The organism is Photorhabdus sp. S10-54 (assembly GCF_963878145.1).
GTDB classification, from domain to species: domain Bacteria; phylum Pseudomonadota; class Gammaproteobacteria; order Enterobacterales; family Enterobacteriaceae; genus Photorhabdus; species Photorhabdus kayaii.
Window position 1 is genome coordinate 17,406 of the sequence record NZ_CAWNXG010000023.1, and the last position, 17,759, is coordinate 35,164.

Annotated in this window: 1 protein-coding gene; it reads left to right on the plus strand. The window is 50.7% G+C overall.

The window, feature by feature from the left end:
• The first annotated feature begins 1,026 nt into the window (after positions 1 to 1,026).
• Entirely contained in the window at positions 1,027 to 17,397 is a 16,371-nt protein-coding gene (locus tag AACQ83_RS13730; RefSeq protein WP_112878115.1) for a non-ribosomal peptide synthetase, read from the plus strand.
• Positions 17,398 to 17,759: the final 362 nt, after the last annotated feature.

Here is a 17,759-nt window from a genome sequence, read left to right on the forward strand (position 1 = left end):
GACATTAAAATAATGAGTGATAATTAACATGAAAATTGAATAATGTAATCTCTATATGTTTTCCTGCTGTATGGAAATTAGATAATATTGGAATAAAACTACAGGTTAATAAATGTAGTAGGGTGTAAAATAAATTACCCTGTAGAACGATTTACTTGAGATATATTGTTTTGTAATTAATGGTTCATTATGTAACCTATTGTTTTAAACAATAATGTTTATTGTAAGATAGTGTGTAATAAAGCCATTTCTAGTTTTAAATTGTTTCTATACGGTATTAAATATAATCACATTTATATCGACTTTATAATCTTATTATTATAAAAAAATATAATGGATTTAATTTGAATTTGTATTGGTTCGTTTACGGTATTTACATTAACGATATTATTTATTTGTTGAAAAATAGTGTGTTATGAATTACTTTTAACCCAGTCTTATATTTTCAAATAATTGAATATATAGGGTGGTTTGTAAATGTTGAATAAGTTACATTTGTAATTGAGCTATTAGTTAATTATTAAGATAAAGAATTTATTTTATAAGTAATTATCAAAGTAAACTTTTTTGATAATTTATTTATTTTATCTTTATAAATATATAATTTGTTTTTGAAATAATTTCAATTAGATATTAATAGAGAATAGATAAAATACAATGGTGATTTGGTATTTATGCATAATTAAATGCAGTTAACGGTTCCATTTTAAATGATGGAATTCAATATTAGCCAATTAAAATTGCAGTAAATCAATCGAACTTATCTAAAAAACGGGAACAAAAATGGAATGTCTTATTCCGAAGCATAAAATAAGTTATTTATTCCGTTGTCAGGAAAATTAATGTCAAGAAATTGTTAATTGCTTGTTGTTGACGAGGCTATAGCATCCCGTATCTGAATATCTTGAATTGATATCAGATGTGTCCGTTTTTATTTCTTGGGGGCAAGAAGTGAGAAAGAAATATTGGTGATGGTTGTCAGAAATGACAGTTTTCAAATTTCTAACAGATTCGTTGAGGTAGTAAATGAAAGATAGTATCGCTCAAGCAGGAAGTGATTTTAAAGCTGAACTCTTCTCTCAGACGTCAGAAAATATAACCAACGTAAATGACACTTTACCACCGACTCAAAATGTAAAGAATATTCCCCAGACGTTGACATCCAGTGAATCATTTTGGTGCGAACGTCTTGCTGCTTTGCAACCCCTCCAATTACCTTTTGAAACCGCCGGAGAGCAAGTAGAACCCAGTTGGGTAATAAGCGACTGGCAGCTCCCGTTGCCAAAAAACGGTGAAGAGGAACCATTACAAACATTGTTGCAGGCATTCGTTATCTACCTTGCGCGTTTGACTCAGCAGACGGTATTCCAAATCGGTTGGTACGTGGATGGGGTAAACGATAAGTCGGTAGATTTGGCACCAGTGGTGCCAATGGTCGTTGAGATGGAGTTTGATAAGCCCTGGCATGTGGTAGCGAATTGGCTGGATGGTGAGCTAGCCCGGTTGGCCCGGCACCGCACATTTAGTCGAGATCTCCTCGCGAGCGCTCCTTCATTGTGGGCTATTCCTGCGTTGACAAACCACCGGCCGTGGCGAATTGCCATTGCTGTCATAGCGGAGGATAGGCCGTGTGATCAGACGGTGCCGGGCGAATTGCTGACGTTCCAAATCAATGCGCAGGGTGGTTTTCGTTGGATCTACGATGAGAATCGCCTGAGCACGGAAGTGATTCTGCGCATGGGTGAACATTTACAGATGCTGGCAGCGTCAAAAAGGCAGGGAGAGGAAGTTCCTATTTGGCAGCTTAATGTGTTATCTGAGGCTGAACGTACCTTGCTATTGGAAACCTGGAACGCCACGGAAACCCCTTATCCTGACCCGGTATGTATTCATCAATTGTTTGAACAACAGGCAGAGCAAGCCCCGCACGCCACGGCGTTGGAATACCAAGAACAGACCCTCAGTTATGCGGAATTGAATATTCGTGCTAACCGGCTGGCTCATCAATTGATTGCGCTGGGCGTCACACCAGACCGGCGGGTCGCGATTTGTGTGGAACGTTCCCCGATGATGGTGGTGTCATTGCTGGCCGTGCTGAAAGCCGGTGGGGCTTATGTGCCGTTGGATTCAACTTATCCGCGGGAACGTCTGGCATATATCCTGAGCGATAGTGCACCGTCAGTGGTGCTGGTTGATAAAGCTGGCCGTGCGGCGCTGGGCGAACAGGCGCTGGTAGGAGTGACGGTATTTGATCCGAATATCCAACTTGACCAGCCCGACAGCAATCCGCAGATCCCGGCATTAACACCACAGCATCTGGCCTATGTGATTTACACCTCCGGCTCAACCGGACAGCCGAAAGGGGTGATGGTGGAACATCAGGCGATTTATCAACGTTATCTGGGTTTTAATGACACCTATGCCGTCACTGTACAAGACCGGCTATTGCAATTTGCCGCGTTTGCGTTTGATGTTTCAGTGGAGGATTTCTTCTCGTCATTATGCAACGGCGCCACACTGGTTATCCGGGATGATAGCTGGCTGGCTTCGATACCGGAATTTATTGCCTTAACCCGACAATATCGTATTACGGTGATGTCACTGCCGACTTTATTCTGGTCTGAACTGGCAGCTAGAGATAATGGATTGCCGCTGCCGGATTGTCTCCGGCTCATCATCATTGGGGGTGAGGCGGTGAAAAAGAGTGCCATTCAGGAGTGGTTTAGACAAGCAGGCCATCGGCCTCGGTTGTTGAATGGTTATGGCCCGACGGAAAACACCGTGACGGTGACCTATAAGGACGTGTTATCCCCGGACGATGCCCGTTCTATCGGCCGACCAGCTAAAAATGCCCGTATCTACCTGCTAGACAAATATGGCGAACTGGTACCCGCAGGTTGCGTGGGCGAGATGTATATTGGTGGCGTGGGCGTGGCTCGGGGTTATCTCAACCGGCTAGCGTTGAGCGTGGAACGTTTTATGCTGGATAATTTTAGTCCGGTGTCCGGCGAACGGATGTATCGCTCTGGGGATTTGGCCCGCTACCTGCCGGATGGGGACCTCGAATTTCTGGGCCGTAACGATGAACAGGTTAAAATTCGCGGTTTCCGGATTGAACTGGGGGAAATTGAAACCCGACTGATGGAACACCCGGCGGTACAAGAGGCAGCGGTGCTGGCATTGGATGGCGATCAGGGCAAACGGCTGGTGGCTTATGTGGAGGCGAAAGCGAATGAGAGATTGGCTGCTGATTTGCGTGAATACCTGAGTGCCATTTTGCCTGACTATATGGTGCCGGTGGCCTTTGTGCGTCTGGATAGCTTCCCGCAGACCCCGAGTGGCAAGTTAGATCGCCGGGCGTTGCCTGCGCCAGGGGAAGACGATTTTGCCCGTCAGATTTATGAAGCCCCACAAGGGAAGGCTGAGATCACTCTGGCGGACATCTGGCGTGAGTTATTGGGTATTGAACAAATAAGCCGGCATGACAGTTTCTTTGCGTTGGGTGGTCATTCCCTACTCGGCGTGCAGATGATTGAGCGTCTGCGTCGCTTGGGTTTGACACTGACGGCGCGTGATCTGTTCCAGTCGCCGGTGCTGTCAGCATTGGCTAAAACGTTGGGACAGCATCAGGCTGTGATAGTCCCGCCTAACGTCATCACGCCGACAACTACTGCGCTGATGCCGGAGATGTTGCCGCTGATTGATTTGAGTCAGACTGACATTGACCGTATCGTCGAGCAAGTGCCGGGCGGGATAACCAATATTCAGGATATCTATGCGTTGTCGCCGTTGCAGGACGGTATCTTGTTCCACCACCTGTTGGAACAGGCAGGTGACCCCTATCTGGTGCTCTATCCGGTGGCCTTTGCTAACCGGTCTTTACTGGAACGTTATCTGGCGGCGGTACAACAGACGGTTGATCGCCATGATATCTTGCGGACGGCGTTTATTTGGCAAGGATTATCAGTTCCAGCGCAGGTGGTCTGGCGTCAGGCACGGTTGCCCGTGACAGAACTGACGCTAGACCCGGCGGACGGTCCAGTCATTGATCAGTTAACTCGGCGTTTTGATCCCGTTCAATATCGTCTTGACTTGAGTCAAGCGCCGCTACTGCATTTTGTTATCGCTCAGGAAGCCGATGGCCGCTGGTTCTTACTGGAATTGCAGCATCATTTGATTGGCGACCATGAAACGATGGAAATGATGCACCGTGAAGTGCAGGCCTATTTTACCGGACAGGGGGAGCATCTGCCTGCGCCGGTGCCGTTTCGTAATCTGGTGGCTGAGGCACGGTTGGGAGTGAGTCAGGAAGCGCATACCCGTTTCTTCACCGACATGTTGGCGGCAGTGGATGAGCCAACGTTGCCGTTTGGGCTGACAGGTGTGCATCGTGATGGATCTCAGAAGACGGAATCCCACTGGATGTTGGTTCCTGAGCTAAATGACCGTTTGCGCAGTCAGGCCCGGCGTTTGGGCGTCAGTCTGGCGGCGTTGTGTCATCTGGCTTGGGCGCAAGTGTTATCGCGTACCAGCGGACAGGAGAAAGTGGTGTTTGGTACCGTTCTATTTGGGCGCATGGCAGTGGGGGAAGGAATGGGGTTGTTTATCAATACCCTACCGCTGCGGCTGGATATCGATGAGACCCCGGTACGGGACAGTGTGCGGGAGGCGCATCTGCGGCTGGCTGAATTGTTGGAGCATGAGCATGCTCCATTGGCGTTGGCTCAACGATGCAGTGGAGTTGACAGCGGTACGCCGCTCTTTAGTGCCTTGTTGAACTATCGCCATAATGAGCAGCCGGATCCTTTGGATGAAACAATGACCGGGATTGAATTCCTGGGTGAACAAGAGCGAACTAACTATCCGTTTGTGCTGTCGGTAGAGGACGGTGGCTCTACGCTGGGTCTGACCGCTCAAGTCGTGCGGCCGTTTGATCCGGAAAGTCTATGCGGTTATATGCAACAGGCACTGGAGAGTCTGGTGGAAGCGCTGGAGCAAACCCCGGAAATGCCCGTTCGGGTATTGGATATCCTGCCGGAAGTGGAGCGTATTTTGTTGCTGGAAACCTGGAACGCGACGGAAACCGTCTACCCAGATCAGTTATGTGTCCATCAGTTGTTTGAACAGCAGGTGGAGAAAACTCCAGCGGCGACAGCGCTGATCGCAGGAGATAAAACGCTAAGCTATACGGAACTGAATACCCGTGCTAACCGGCTGGCTCATCAGTTAATCGAACAAGGAGCTTGTTCCGGTGATCATATTGCGCTTCTGCTAGAACGATCGATAGAACTGGTGGTGGCCCAGTTGGCCATTCTTAAAGTCGGTGCCGTTTACGTGCCGGTTGATCCCAGTATGCCGGATGAGCGGAAAAACTGGCTGATAAGTGATTGTTCCGCCCGGTTGCTGCTCACTGATACACAGGCTGATATTCCGGCGAACCTGACTGTTCCGCTGTTGCGTCTCTCGGATGAATCAGACACGGACGGAAGAGAGGAAGAGTGCCTCAACCCTGATTTGCCGTGTTCCAGTACCGAGTTAGCGTATATCATGTACACCTCCGGTTCTACCGGTACACCCAAAGGGGTCTTGGTACCGCATCGTGCGGTGGTCCGACTGGTCATCAATAATGACTATGCTGAAATCGGACCGGATGACCGAGTTGCCTTTACGGCTAATCCGGCTTTCGATGCTAGTACGTTTGAAGTTTGGGCACCGTTGCTCAGCGGCGGGGCGTTAGTGGTTATTGACCGCGCCACGTTATTAACACCACAGGAGTTAGTACCGGTTTTACAGGCTCACCACATCACAGTGCTGTGGCTAACTATCGGGTTGTTTAACCGACTGGCGGCAGAGTTATCTCCGGTTCTGCCGCAGATAAAGATTCTGATTTTCGGGGGAGATATACCCGATTTACAGGTGATTGCTCAGGTTCTAAATAATCGCCCGCCACAACAACTCTTGCAGGCTTATGGTCCCAGTGAGGGAACCACTTTTACCACTATGTATCCTATCGTGGCATTAACGCAGGGAGTGACTCGTATCCCCATTGGCCGACCGATAGCCAATACACGTATTTATCTGCTGGATGCTTACGGTCAGCCGGTGCCGACAGGTGCGATCGGTGAGATTTATGTGGGGGGAGATGGGGTTGCTTGCGGCTATCTTAATCGCCCTGACCAGACTGCGGAACGTTTCCTGACAGATCCATTTAGTGATCAACCGGATGCGCGTATGTACCGGACCGGGGATTTAGCCCGTTATCTGCCGGACGGTAATCTGGAATTTCTGGGCCGCAATGACCAACAGGTTAAAATCCGCGGCTTCCGCATTGAGCCGGGAGAAATTGAGACGCGTCTGGTGGAGCATTCGGCGGTGCGTGAGGCGGCTGTGTTGGCGCTGGGTGATGGGTCGGACAAACGGCTGGTGGCCTATGTGGCGGCGGAAGCCCATGAGGGGCTGGCGATTACTCTGCGTGATCATCTGAGTGCCATTTTACCTGATTATATGGTGCCGTCAGCTTTTGTGCGTCTGGATGCTTTCCCGTTAACCCCGAACGGTAAGCTGGATCGTCGGGCGTTACCGGCACCGGACGAAGAGGCGTTTGCCCGCCAGGTTTATGTTGCGCCACAAGGCGAAACGGAAATGGCGCTGGCGACGATTTGGCGTGAATTACTGGGGATTGAGCAGGTCAGTCGGTATGACAGCTTTTTTGCGTTGGGCGGCCACTCGTTGCTGGCTGTGCGGATGGTTGAACACCTGCGTCACTTGGGGTTGACGCTGGCAGTGCGTGACCTGTTCCAGTCGCCAGTGTTGTTTGAATTGGCGCAAACATTGGGGCAGCACCCGGTTATGGTGGTGCCATCGAATGTGATTACGTCAGCGACGACGAAAATCACCCCGGAAATGTTGCCGCTAATTGATCTGACTCAGGCTGAGATTGACCGTATCGTCGGGCAGGTGCCGGGTGGGATGACTAATATTCAGGATATCTATGCCCTGTCACCGTTGCAGGACGGTATTTTGTTCCACCATTTATTGGCAAACGAAGGTGATCCGTATCTGGTGGTCAGTCAAATGGCTTTTGCTGACCGGTCTCTGCTAGATCGTTATTTGGCGGCAGTGCAACAGGTGATTGATCGCCACGATATTCTGCGCACTGCCTTTATCTGGCAAGGGTTGTCAGTGCCGGCACAGGTAGTCTGGCGTCAAACGTCCTTATTAGTGACTGAATTGATGCTGGACCCGGTTGATGGGTCGGTTAGCGATCAACTGGCTCGACGTTTTGATCCCCGTCATTATCGTCTCGATTTGGGTCAGGCACCGCTGTTACGTTTTGTGGTGGCGCAGGAGACCGATGGCCGCTGGTTCTTACTGGAATTGCAACATCACCTGATTGGTGACCATACCACAATGAAAGTGATGAACCGTGAAGTGCGGGCGTACCTTGCCGGGCAAGGGAATAGCCTGCCTGACCCGGCTCCTTTCCGCAATTTGGTGGCTCAAGCCCGGCTAGGGGTGAGTCAGGAAGCGCATATCCGCTTCTTTACTGACATGTTGGCGGAGGTGGATGAGCCTACGCTGCCGTTCGGGCTGGCGGATGTGCATCGTGATGGCTCTCAGGAGATAGCATCCCACCGGCTGCTGACGGCCAGCTTGAATGACCGCCTGCGTAGCCAAGCCCGACGTTTGGGGGTCAGTCTGGCGGCGTTGTGTCATTTGGCTTGGGCACAGGTGCTGTCGTGTACCAGTGGTCAGGAGAAAGTGGTGTTTGGCACCGTGCTGTTTGGGCGCATGACTGCGGGAGAAGGGGCTGACAATGGTATGGGGCTGTTTATCAATACTCTGCCGTTACGGCTGGATATGGATGATACGCCGGTACGCGATAGTGTACAGGCCGTACATACCCGGCTGGCGGGATTGTTGGAACATGAGCATGCTTCACTGGCGTTGGCTCAGAGATGCAGCAGGGTTGCCAGCGGTACGCCGCTTTTTAGTGCCTTAATGAACTACCGACATAATGATCAGCTTGATCCTTTGGATGAAACGATAGAGGGGATTGAATTCCTAGGCGAACAGGAGAGCACTAACTATCCCTTTGGAATGTCGGTGGAGGACGATGGCGCCACGCTGGGGCTGATCGCTCATGTGGTGCAACCGTTTGATCCAGAAAGCTTGTGCAGTTATATGCAGCAGGCGCTGGAGAGTTTGGTAGAGGCCCTTGAGCAGGCTCCAGAGGTACCGGTACGAACACTGAACATCCTGCCTGAAACGGAACGCACGTTGTTACTGGAAACTTGGAACGCCACGGAGACCCCGTATCCTGACGCGTTATGTATTCATCAGTTGTTTGAACAACAGGTGGAGAAAACCCCTGATGCGACGGCGTTGGTGTATCAAGAGCAGACGCTGAGTTATGCCGAATTAAATACCTGCGCCAACCGGTTGGCCCATCAACTGATTGCATGTGGCGTAACACCGGAACAACAGGTGGCGATTTGCGTGGCACGCTCACCGACGATGGTGGTGGCATTGTTGGCGGTACTGAAAGCGGGTGGGGCCTATGTGCCGCTGGACCCAACTTACCCGGGGGAGCGTCTGACGTATATCCTGAATGATACTGCCCCATCAGTGGTATTGGCGGATGCGACCGGACAGGCCGCACTGGGTGACGAAGCGCTGGCTGGGCTGACGGTAATTGACCCGAATATCCAGCCTGACCAACCGGACAGCAATCCATTAGTGACTGCATTAACGCCACAGCATCTGGCTTATGTGATTTACACCTCTGGTTCAACCGGGCAGCCGAAAGGGGTGATGGTAGAACATCAGGCGGTGTATCAACGTTATCTGGGTGTTAATGAACTCTATGCCGTCACCGAGCAAGACCGGGTGTTGCAATTTGCCGCTTTTGCGTTTGATGTTTCAGTGGAAGAGTGCTTCTCGTCATTATGCAACGGAGCCACGCTGGTAATTCGTGATGATAGCTGGCTGGCTTCAATGGCGGAATTTATTGCCTTAGCCCGGCAAAACCGTATCACGGTGATGTTTCTGCCGACTTTGTTCTGGTCTGAACTGGCGGCCAGAGATAACGGATTGCCGTTGCCGGATGGTCTCAGGCTCATCATTATTGGCAGTGAGGCGGTCAAAAAGAGCGCCATTCAGGATTGGTTTAAGCAGGAAACCTACCAACTCCGGCTATTGAACGCTTATGGCCCGACGGAAAATACCGTGACGGCGACCTGTAAAGAAATATTATCCCCGGCAGATGATCGTTCTATCGGTCGGCCGATTAGGAATACTCGTGTCTACTTACTGGATAGAAACAGGCAACCTGTGCCATTGGGCTGCGTTGGAGAAATATATATTGGTGGCGTGGGGGTGGCACGGGGTTATCTGAACCGGCTGGCATTGAGCGAGGAACGTTTTATACCGGATCCCTTTAATCCGATGTCCGATGCGCGGATGTATCGCACCGGAGATTTGGCCCGCTACCTGCCGGACGGTGAATTGGAATTCCTGGGGCGTAACGACCAACAGGTTAAAATTCGCGGCTTCCGGGTTGAGCTAGGGGAAATTGAAGCCCGGCTGGTGGAACACCCGGCGGTGCAAGAGGCGGCGGTGCTGGTGCTGGATGACGGGCAAGACAAACGGCTGGTCGCCTATGTGGCGGCGGAAGCGAATGAGGGTTTGGCTGCCCGTTTGCGTGAACACCTGAGTGCAGTTTTACCTGACTATATGATACCGGCGGCCTTTGTACGTCTGGATAGCTTCCCGCAGACGCCGAATGGCAAGTTAGATCGCCGAGCATTGCCGGCACCGGGGGAAGCGGCGTTTGCCCGTCAGGTTTATGAAGCCCCGCAAGGGAAGATAGAAACGATGCTAGCGGCTGTCTGGTGTGAATTGTTGGGTGTTGAGCAGATTAGTCGATATGACAGCTTCTTTGCGTTGGGCGGCCATTCACTGCTCGCCGTGCGCATGATTGAACGATTGCGGCGTATCGGTCTGGGGATATCGGTACAAACGCTATTTCAACATCCAACACTCTGTGTTCTGGCGCAGTCTCTGGTTCAGCATGATGAAATCCAGGTGCCTGACAACGGTATTACACCGGATACGACGGTACTGACACCGGCGATGTTGCCGCTGATCGATTTAACTCAGGCTGACATTGACTGCATCGTCGGACAGGTACCGGGCGGGATGGCGAATATTCAGGATATCTATGCGCTGTCACCGTTGCAGGATGGCATTTTGTTCCACCATCTGCTGGAGAATGAAGGTGATACCTATCTGTTAATTAGCCAGATGGTTTTTGCTGACCGGGCGCTGTTGGATCGTTATTTGATGGCGATTCAACGGATAATTGATCGGCACGATATTCTGCGTACCGCCTTTATTTGGCAAGGATTGTCAGTGCCGACGCAGGTGGTCTGGCGTCAGGCCCCATTGTCAGTGACGGAACTGACAATGAACCCGGCTGACGGCTCAGTCAGTGACCAGTTAACCCGGTGTTTTGATCCCGCTCACTATCGTCTTGACCTGAGTCAAGCCCCATTATTGCGTTTTGTTATCGCGCAGGAAACGGATAGTCGTTGGTTGTTACTGGAATTACATCATCACTTGATCGGTGACCATGAAACGATGGAAGTGATGCACCGCGAAGTTCAGGCGTATCTGACGGGTGAGGAGGAGAGTTTACCGGTGCCGGTTCCTTTCCGCAATTTGGTGGCGCAGGCCCGGTTGGGTGTCAGTCAGGAAGAGCATACCCGCTTCTTTACCGAGATGCTGGCGGAGGTGGATGAACCTACGTTGCCGTTTGGATTGACGGAGGTACATCGTGACGGTTCGCAGGTGACGGAATTCCACCGGATGTTGGTTCCTGAGCTAAATGACCGTCTGCGCAGTCAAGCCCGACGTTTGGGGGTCAGTCTGGCGGCGCTGTGTCATCTGGCTTGGGCACAGGTGTTGTCTTGTACCAGCGGTCAGCAGAGTGTCGTGTTTGGTACGGTGCTGTTTGGGCGTATGCAGGCGGGGGACGGTGCTGACAATGGCATGGGATTGTTTATCAATACCTTGCCGTTGCGGCTGGATATCGATGAGACTCCGGTACGGGACAGCGTGCAGGCCGCCCATACCCGACTCGCCGGATTATTGGCGCATGAGCATGCTTCATTGGCACTGGCTCAGCGTTGCAGTAGGGTTGCCAGCGGTACGCCACTCTTTAGTGCGCTGTTGAATTATCGGCATAATGCTTTGCCGGCAACGTCAGATGAACTGATCAGTGGTATTGAATTTCTTGGTGGACAGGAGCGAACCAACTACCCATTTGTGCTGTCGGTGGAGGATTTTGGTGAATCTCTGGGGCTGACGGCTCAGGTAGTACAACCGTTTGATCCGGAAAGCCTATGCGGTTATATGCAACAGGCGCTGGAGAGTCTGGTAGAAGCTTTGGAGCAAGCGCCGGAGACACCGATACGGGGGTTGAACATCTTGCCTGAAACGGAACGCAGGTTGTTGCTGGAAACTTGGAACGCCACGGAAACCGCCTATCCTGATGCGTTATGTATTCATCAATTGTTTGAGCAGCAAGTGGAGAAAACCCCAGAGGCGACGGCGCTGATAGCGGGCGATAAAACCCTAAGCTATACGGAACTGAATACCTGTGCTAACCGATTGGCTTATCAGTTAATCGAACAGGGGATTCGTCCGGATGACCATATTGCGCTCCTGTTAGAACGTTCGATAGAACTGGTGGTGGCCCAATTGGCTATTCTCAAAGCCGGCGCTGTTTACGTGCCGGTTGATCCCAGTATGCCGGATGAGCGGAAACATTGGCTGATAAGTGATTGTTCCGCCCGGTTGCTGCTCACTGATACACGGGCTGATATTCCGGCTAACTTGACTATTCCGCTGTTGCGTCTCTCTGATAAGAAAAGTACGAACAGAGAGCAAGATCATGTCAACCCTGATTTGCCGCGTTCCAGCGCCGAATTAGCGTATATTATGTACACCTCCGGCTCTACCGGCACACCCAAAGGGGTTTTGGTACAGCATCGTGCTATGGTCCGGCTGGTCATCAATAATGGCTATGCTAACATCGGACCGGAGGATCGGGTTGCCTTTACAGCTAATCCAGCTTTCGATGCCAGCACGTTTGAAGTTTGGGCACCGTTGCTTAATGGTGGTGCTTTAGTGGTTATCGACCGCGCCACCTTATTGACACCGCAGGAGTTAGTGCTGACTTTACAGGAGCACCGCATCACAGTTCTGTGGCTGACTATCGGGTTGTTTAACCGGCTGGCGGCAGAGTTATCTCCCATTCTTCCGCAAATTAAAATTCTGATTTTCGGGGGAGATATACCCGATTTACAGGTGATTGCTCAGGTTCTGGATAATCGTCCACCACAACAACTCTTGCAAGCCTATGGTCCGAGTGAAGGCACCACCTTTACCACCATGTATCCTATCGAGGTGTTACCGCAAGGAGCGAGCCGGATACCTATAGGTCGGCCAATAGCGAATACGCGTGTTTATCTGCTGGATGCTTACGGTCAGCCGGTACCGCCAGGTGTGATCGGTGAGATTTATGTCGGTGGTGATGGGGTCGCCCAAGGTTATCTCAATCGTCCTGAGTTAACCGCCGAACGTTTTCTTGTCGATCCGTTCAGTGATAACCCGGATGCCCGCATGTACCGAACTGGGGATTTGGCTCGCTATTTGCCGGACGGTAATCTGGAGTTCATGGGCCGTAATGACCAGCAGGTTAAAATCCGGGGCTTCCGAATTGAACCGGGGGAAATTGAGGCGCGTTTAGTAGAGCACCCGGCGGTGCGTGAAGCGGCTGTGTTGGTGTTAGGTGATGGACCCGACAAACGGCTGGTGGCTTATGTGGTGGCACTCGCGGATGACGGGCTGGTGAATAGCTTGCGTACTCACCTGAGTAAAATTCTGCCTGATTATATGGTGCCGTCAGCCTTTGTGCGTCTGGATGCGTTTCCGTTGACGCCGAACGGTAAGCTGGATCGTCGGGCGTTACCGGCACCGGACAGTAAAGCCGTTGCCCGTCAGGTTTACGTAGCGCCACAAGGCGAAACGGAAATGACGCTAGCGGCGATTTGGCGTGAATTACTGGGGATTGAACAGGTTAGTCGATATGACAGCTTCTTTGCGTTGGGCGGCCATTCACTGCTCGCTGTACGCATGATTGAACGCTTGCGTCATTTGGGGTTGACATTGGCGGCGCGTGATCTGTTCCAGTCGCCGGTGCTGTCAGATTTGGCCCAAACGTTGGGACAGCATCAGGCCATAATCGTGCCGGCTAACGTCATCACCCCGGCAACCGCGGCGTTGACACCGGAAATGTTGCCACTGATTGATCTAACTCAGTCAGAGATTGACCGTATCGTCGGGCAAATGCCGGGCGGAGTTGCCAATATTCAGGATATCTATGCCTTATCGCCGTTGCAGGACGGTATTTTGTTCCATCACTTATTGGCAAACAAAGGGGACCCCTATTTATTAACCGGTCAGATGGTCTTTACTGAGCGGACTTTGCTGGACCGTTATCTGGCGGCGGTGCAACAGGTGGTAAATAGACACGATATCTTGCGTACCGCTTTTATCTGGCAAGGGCTTTCAGTGCCTGCCCAAGTGGTTTGGCGTCAGGCATCCTTGTCGGTGACTGAGTTGACATTGAACCCAGGCGATGGACCGGTTAGCGGGCAATTGGCTGAGCATTTTGATCCCCGTCACCATCGTCTGGACCTGAGCGAAGCACCGTTATTGCGCTTTGTGGTAGCACAGGAGACTGATGGCCGTTGGATTGTACTGCAATTGCTGCATCATCTGATTGGCGACCATACCACGCTGGACGTGATGAACCGTGAAGTACAAGCTTATCTGGACGGACTGGAGGAGAGCCTGCCAACACCGACGCCTTTCCGCAATTTGGTAGCGCAGGCCCGGCTGGGGGTGAGTCAGGAAGCGCATATCCGCTTCTTTACCGAAATGCTGGCGGAGGTGGATGAACCTACATTGCCGTTCGGATTGACGGAGGTGCATCGTGATGGCTCCCAAGTGACGGAATCGCAGCAGATGTTGGCACCTGAGCTGAATGACCGTTTACGCAGTCAAGCCCGGCGTTTGGGGGTAAGTTTGGCGGCTTTATGTCATTTGGCTTGGGCGCAGGTGTTGTCGCGTACCAGCGGACAGGAACAGGTGGTGTTCGGTACCGTAATATTTGGACGCATGGCGGTGGGGAAAGGGGTTGACAGCGGCATGGGGCTGTTTATCAATACATTACCATTGCGGTTGGACATGGATGATACGCCGGTGCGTGATAGTGTTCGGGCGGCGCATAATCGGTTGGCGGGATTGTTGGAACATGAGCATGCCTCACTGGCGCTGGCCCAGCGTTGCAGTGGTGTGCAGGATGGCATTCCACTGTTTAGCGCCCTGTTGAACTACCGACATAATGAGCAACCAGATCCTTTGGATGAAACGATGGACGGCGTTGAATTCCTTGGTGCGCAGGAATTTACCAACTATCCGTTTGCCTTGTCGGTGGAAGATTTTGGTGATGCGCTAGGGCTGACTGCTCAAGTGATCCAGCCGTTTGAGCCTGAACGGGTATGTGGCTATATGCAACAGGCACTGGAAAGCTTGGTGGAGGCATTGGAACAGACCCCGGAAACGCCGGTACGGACATTGAACATCCTACCTGAAATTGAAAGTACGTTGATGCTGAGAACTTGGAATGCGACGGAAACCTCGTATCTTGAACTGTTATGTATTCATCAATTGTTTGAACAACAGGTGGAGCAAACCCCGGACGCGACCGCGTTAGTGTATGAGGAGCAAACTTTCAGCTATGCCGAATTAAATGCCCGCGCTAACCGGCTAGCCCATCAGCTAATTGCGCTAGGTGTAGAACCGGACCAGCGGGTGGCGATTTGCGTGGCACGTTCACCGGCGATGGTGGTGGGATTATTGGCGGTGCTGAAAGCTGGCGCGGCTTATGTGCCGTTAGATCCGGATTATCCAGGTGAACGTCTATCGCATATTTTGGCTGATGTCTCACCGGTTATTTTACTGGCCGATGCCGTCGGGCGTACAGTGTTGGGCGAAAACGTGCTTACCGGGCTGACAGTACTTGATCCGAATACATTGCCTGACCTGCCAGACAGCAATCCACAGATACCTGAATTGACCTCACGACATCTGGCGTATGTGATTTACACCTCCGGCTCTACTGGCACACCAAAGGGCGTGATGGTTGAACATAGGCAACTGGTCAGTCAAATTACTTCGCTGAACATGAAGTGGTCGCTCAACGTATCTGACCGTATATTACAATTTTGCAACCCCTCTTTTGACGTTTGTGCATCAGAAATATTTTGCGCAATAACACAGGGGGCACAATTAGTCTTAAGGACAAATCAGTGGCTCTTGAGTGCGCAGGCGTTCTGGCGTCTGTGCGAGTCTTATAAAATTACCTACATGGCGATACCGGCCCAATTCTGGCGGATAATATCAAATGTTAATAAAGGCGATATCTATCAGGGCCTAAGGATTATTTGCATTGGTGGGGAAGCGATACCTGATCATGAGTTACAACGTTGGCTATCGACTCACGGTGAATACCCTGTTCTGGCGAATTGTTATGGTCCTACAGAAGCCACGATTACTACAACGACATCCTGCCTAAACGAGGGGGTAGGGCAAGCCAATATCATTGGCCGTCCGCTGCCGAATACACGGGTTTACCTGCTCGACGTTCAGGGGCAGCCAGTACCGTTAGGCGTTGTGGGGGAATTGTATATTGGGGGCGCTGGTGTCGCACGGGGTTATTTCAACCGTGCTGAACTGACTGCGGAATACTTCCTGACTGATCCGTTTAGCGATAATCCAAATGCACGGATGTATCGAACCGGAGATTTGGTTCGCTACTTGCCGGATGGCAATCTGGAATTCCTGGGACGTCATGATCAACAGGTGAAAATTCGAGGATTCCGGGTTGAACCGGGTGAAATTGAGGCCCGGTTGGTGGAACATCCTGCGGTAAGTCAATCTGTGGTGCTGGCGTTGGGTGAAGGGCAGGACAAACGCTTAATTGCTTATGTGGTGGCTCAAGTGGATGAGAGGTTGGCGAATAGCCTGCGTACCCACTTGAGTGCCATTTTGCCTGACTATATGGTGCCGTCAGCCTTTGTGCGTCTTGACGCTTTTCCATTGACACCGAACGGTAAATTAGATCGTCGTGCGCTACCGGAGCCGGACAATGAAGCGTTTGCTCGTCAGGCTTATGAAGCGCCACAAGGCGAAACGGAGACCGTATTAGCGGCGATTTGGTGTGAATTGCTAGGGATTGATCAGGTTAGCCGGTATGACAATTTCTTCGCGTTGGGTGGTCACTCGTTGCTTGCTATGCGAATGATGAATCTTGCCGCCGGTCGGGGTTTGATTTTTACACTGAATGTCTTGTTCCAATTTCCGGTGTTGTCCGAATTGGCATCGAAAATTACCTCGGATTTGCTGTCTCAGCCGCAAAACAGTGCTATATCGGTGCGGCCTGATGGAGCAGGATTGCCACTATTCTTTGTTCCCAGTGGCATGGGTGATTATTCCTATGTCTTCGGATTGGCTCAACATATCCCGTTGGGCTATCCGATTTATGCGCTGCCTTGGCCATCCATCAGTGAAGAACCGATGGTAACGATGGAAGAGCAGGCAGCCAGAATGATCGCCTTGATGAAAGCCGTTCAACCGGCGGACCCATACCGGATAAGTGGCTACTCTTCTGGTGGGATATTGGCTTATGCCATTGCTCAGCGGCTTTTGAGTGCTGGTGAGCGAGTCAGTTTCTTGGGGTTGATTGATACACCTGCACCTCATTATTTTGGCAAAGAGGCCATGCAGTCCAAACATCATTTCTTCACTGAACTGGCCCGGCAGGCAGGGGAGGCGTACAAAGAAGAGGTTGCGGCGCTATACCAGCGAATTGATGAGTTGAATTTGGTTCAGTTTATTGCTGCGGCGCAAGAGTTGACGTTATATCCCGCAAACCTGCGTGCTGATGTGATTGCAAAATGTTGGGAACAGATCGAACGTTACACACAAATCGTTGCCGATTATGAGCCGTCAGCATTAGCAATAACGCTGCATCAGTTCTATGCGGTAGAACCTTCTCCTGCTGTTTTTTTTGCGGCGGATGAAAAACCAGAGTCCGTGAACATAGAACCGTCGTTAGGTTGGGAGCGAGTAATGCCTGATACTTCACTTCAGTTGATTGCTACTCCGGGTAACCATTTTAGTTTATTGGCGGATGATAAAAATAAAACCGCCTTAGCTCGGATTTTGAACAGGGTGCTGACAATCAGCTATGACGAGGAGGCGTAATACTGATATATTAAGGAAGTACTCAATTATTTAGTTCTGGTGTGATAATCCGGTATGTATTTATTATACCGGATTTTTTATGCATTAAAATAGAATAAGAGAAGTTATCATTCCCATATAAGTTATTTTTTAGGTTTCTTTGTTATTATTGTTGCTATTTTATATTGTGTGATCTCAAACGGATTTTATTGTTGATTTTATTTTGTTTTGTTGATTGCCTTGGTATCAAAATTATATCTTTAATTGTGGCGTTATTGTTGGGAATATTTATTGTAATAGATAATTATGAGAAGATAATTGAAGGTGTGAGTGGTAATGTGTTTTTTGATGGTGATATAGGCTGATTTAATTGTCCTTAATTT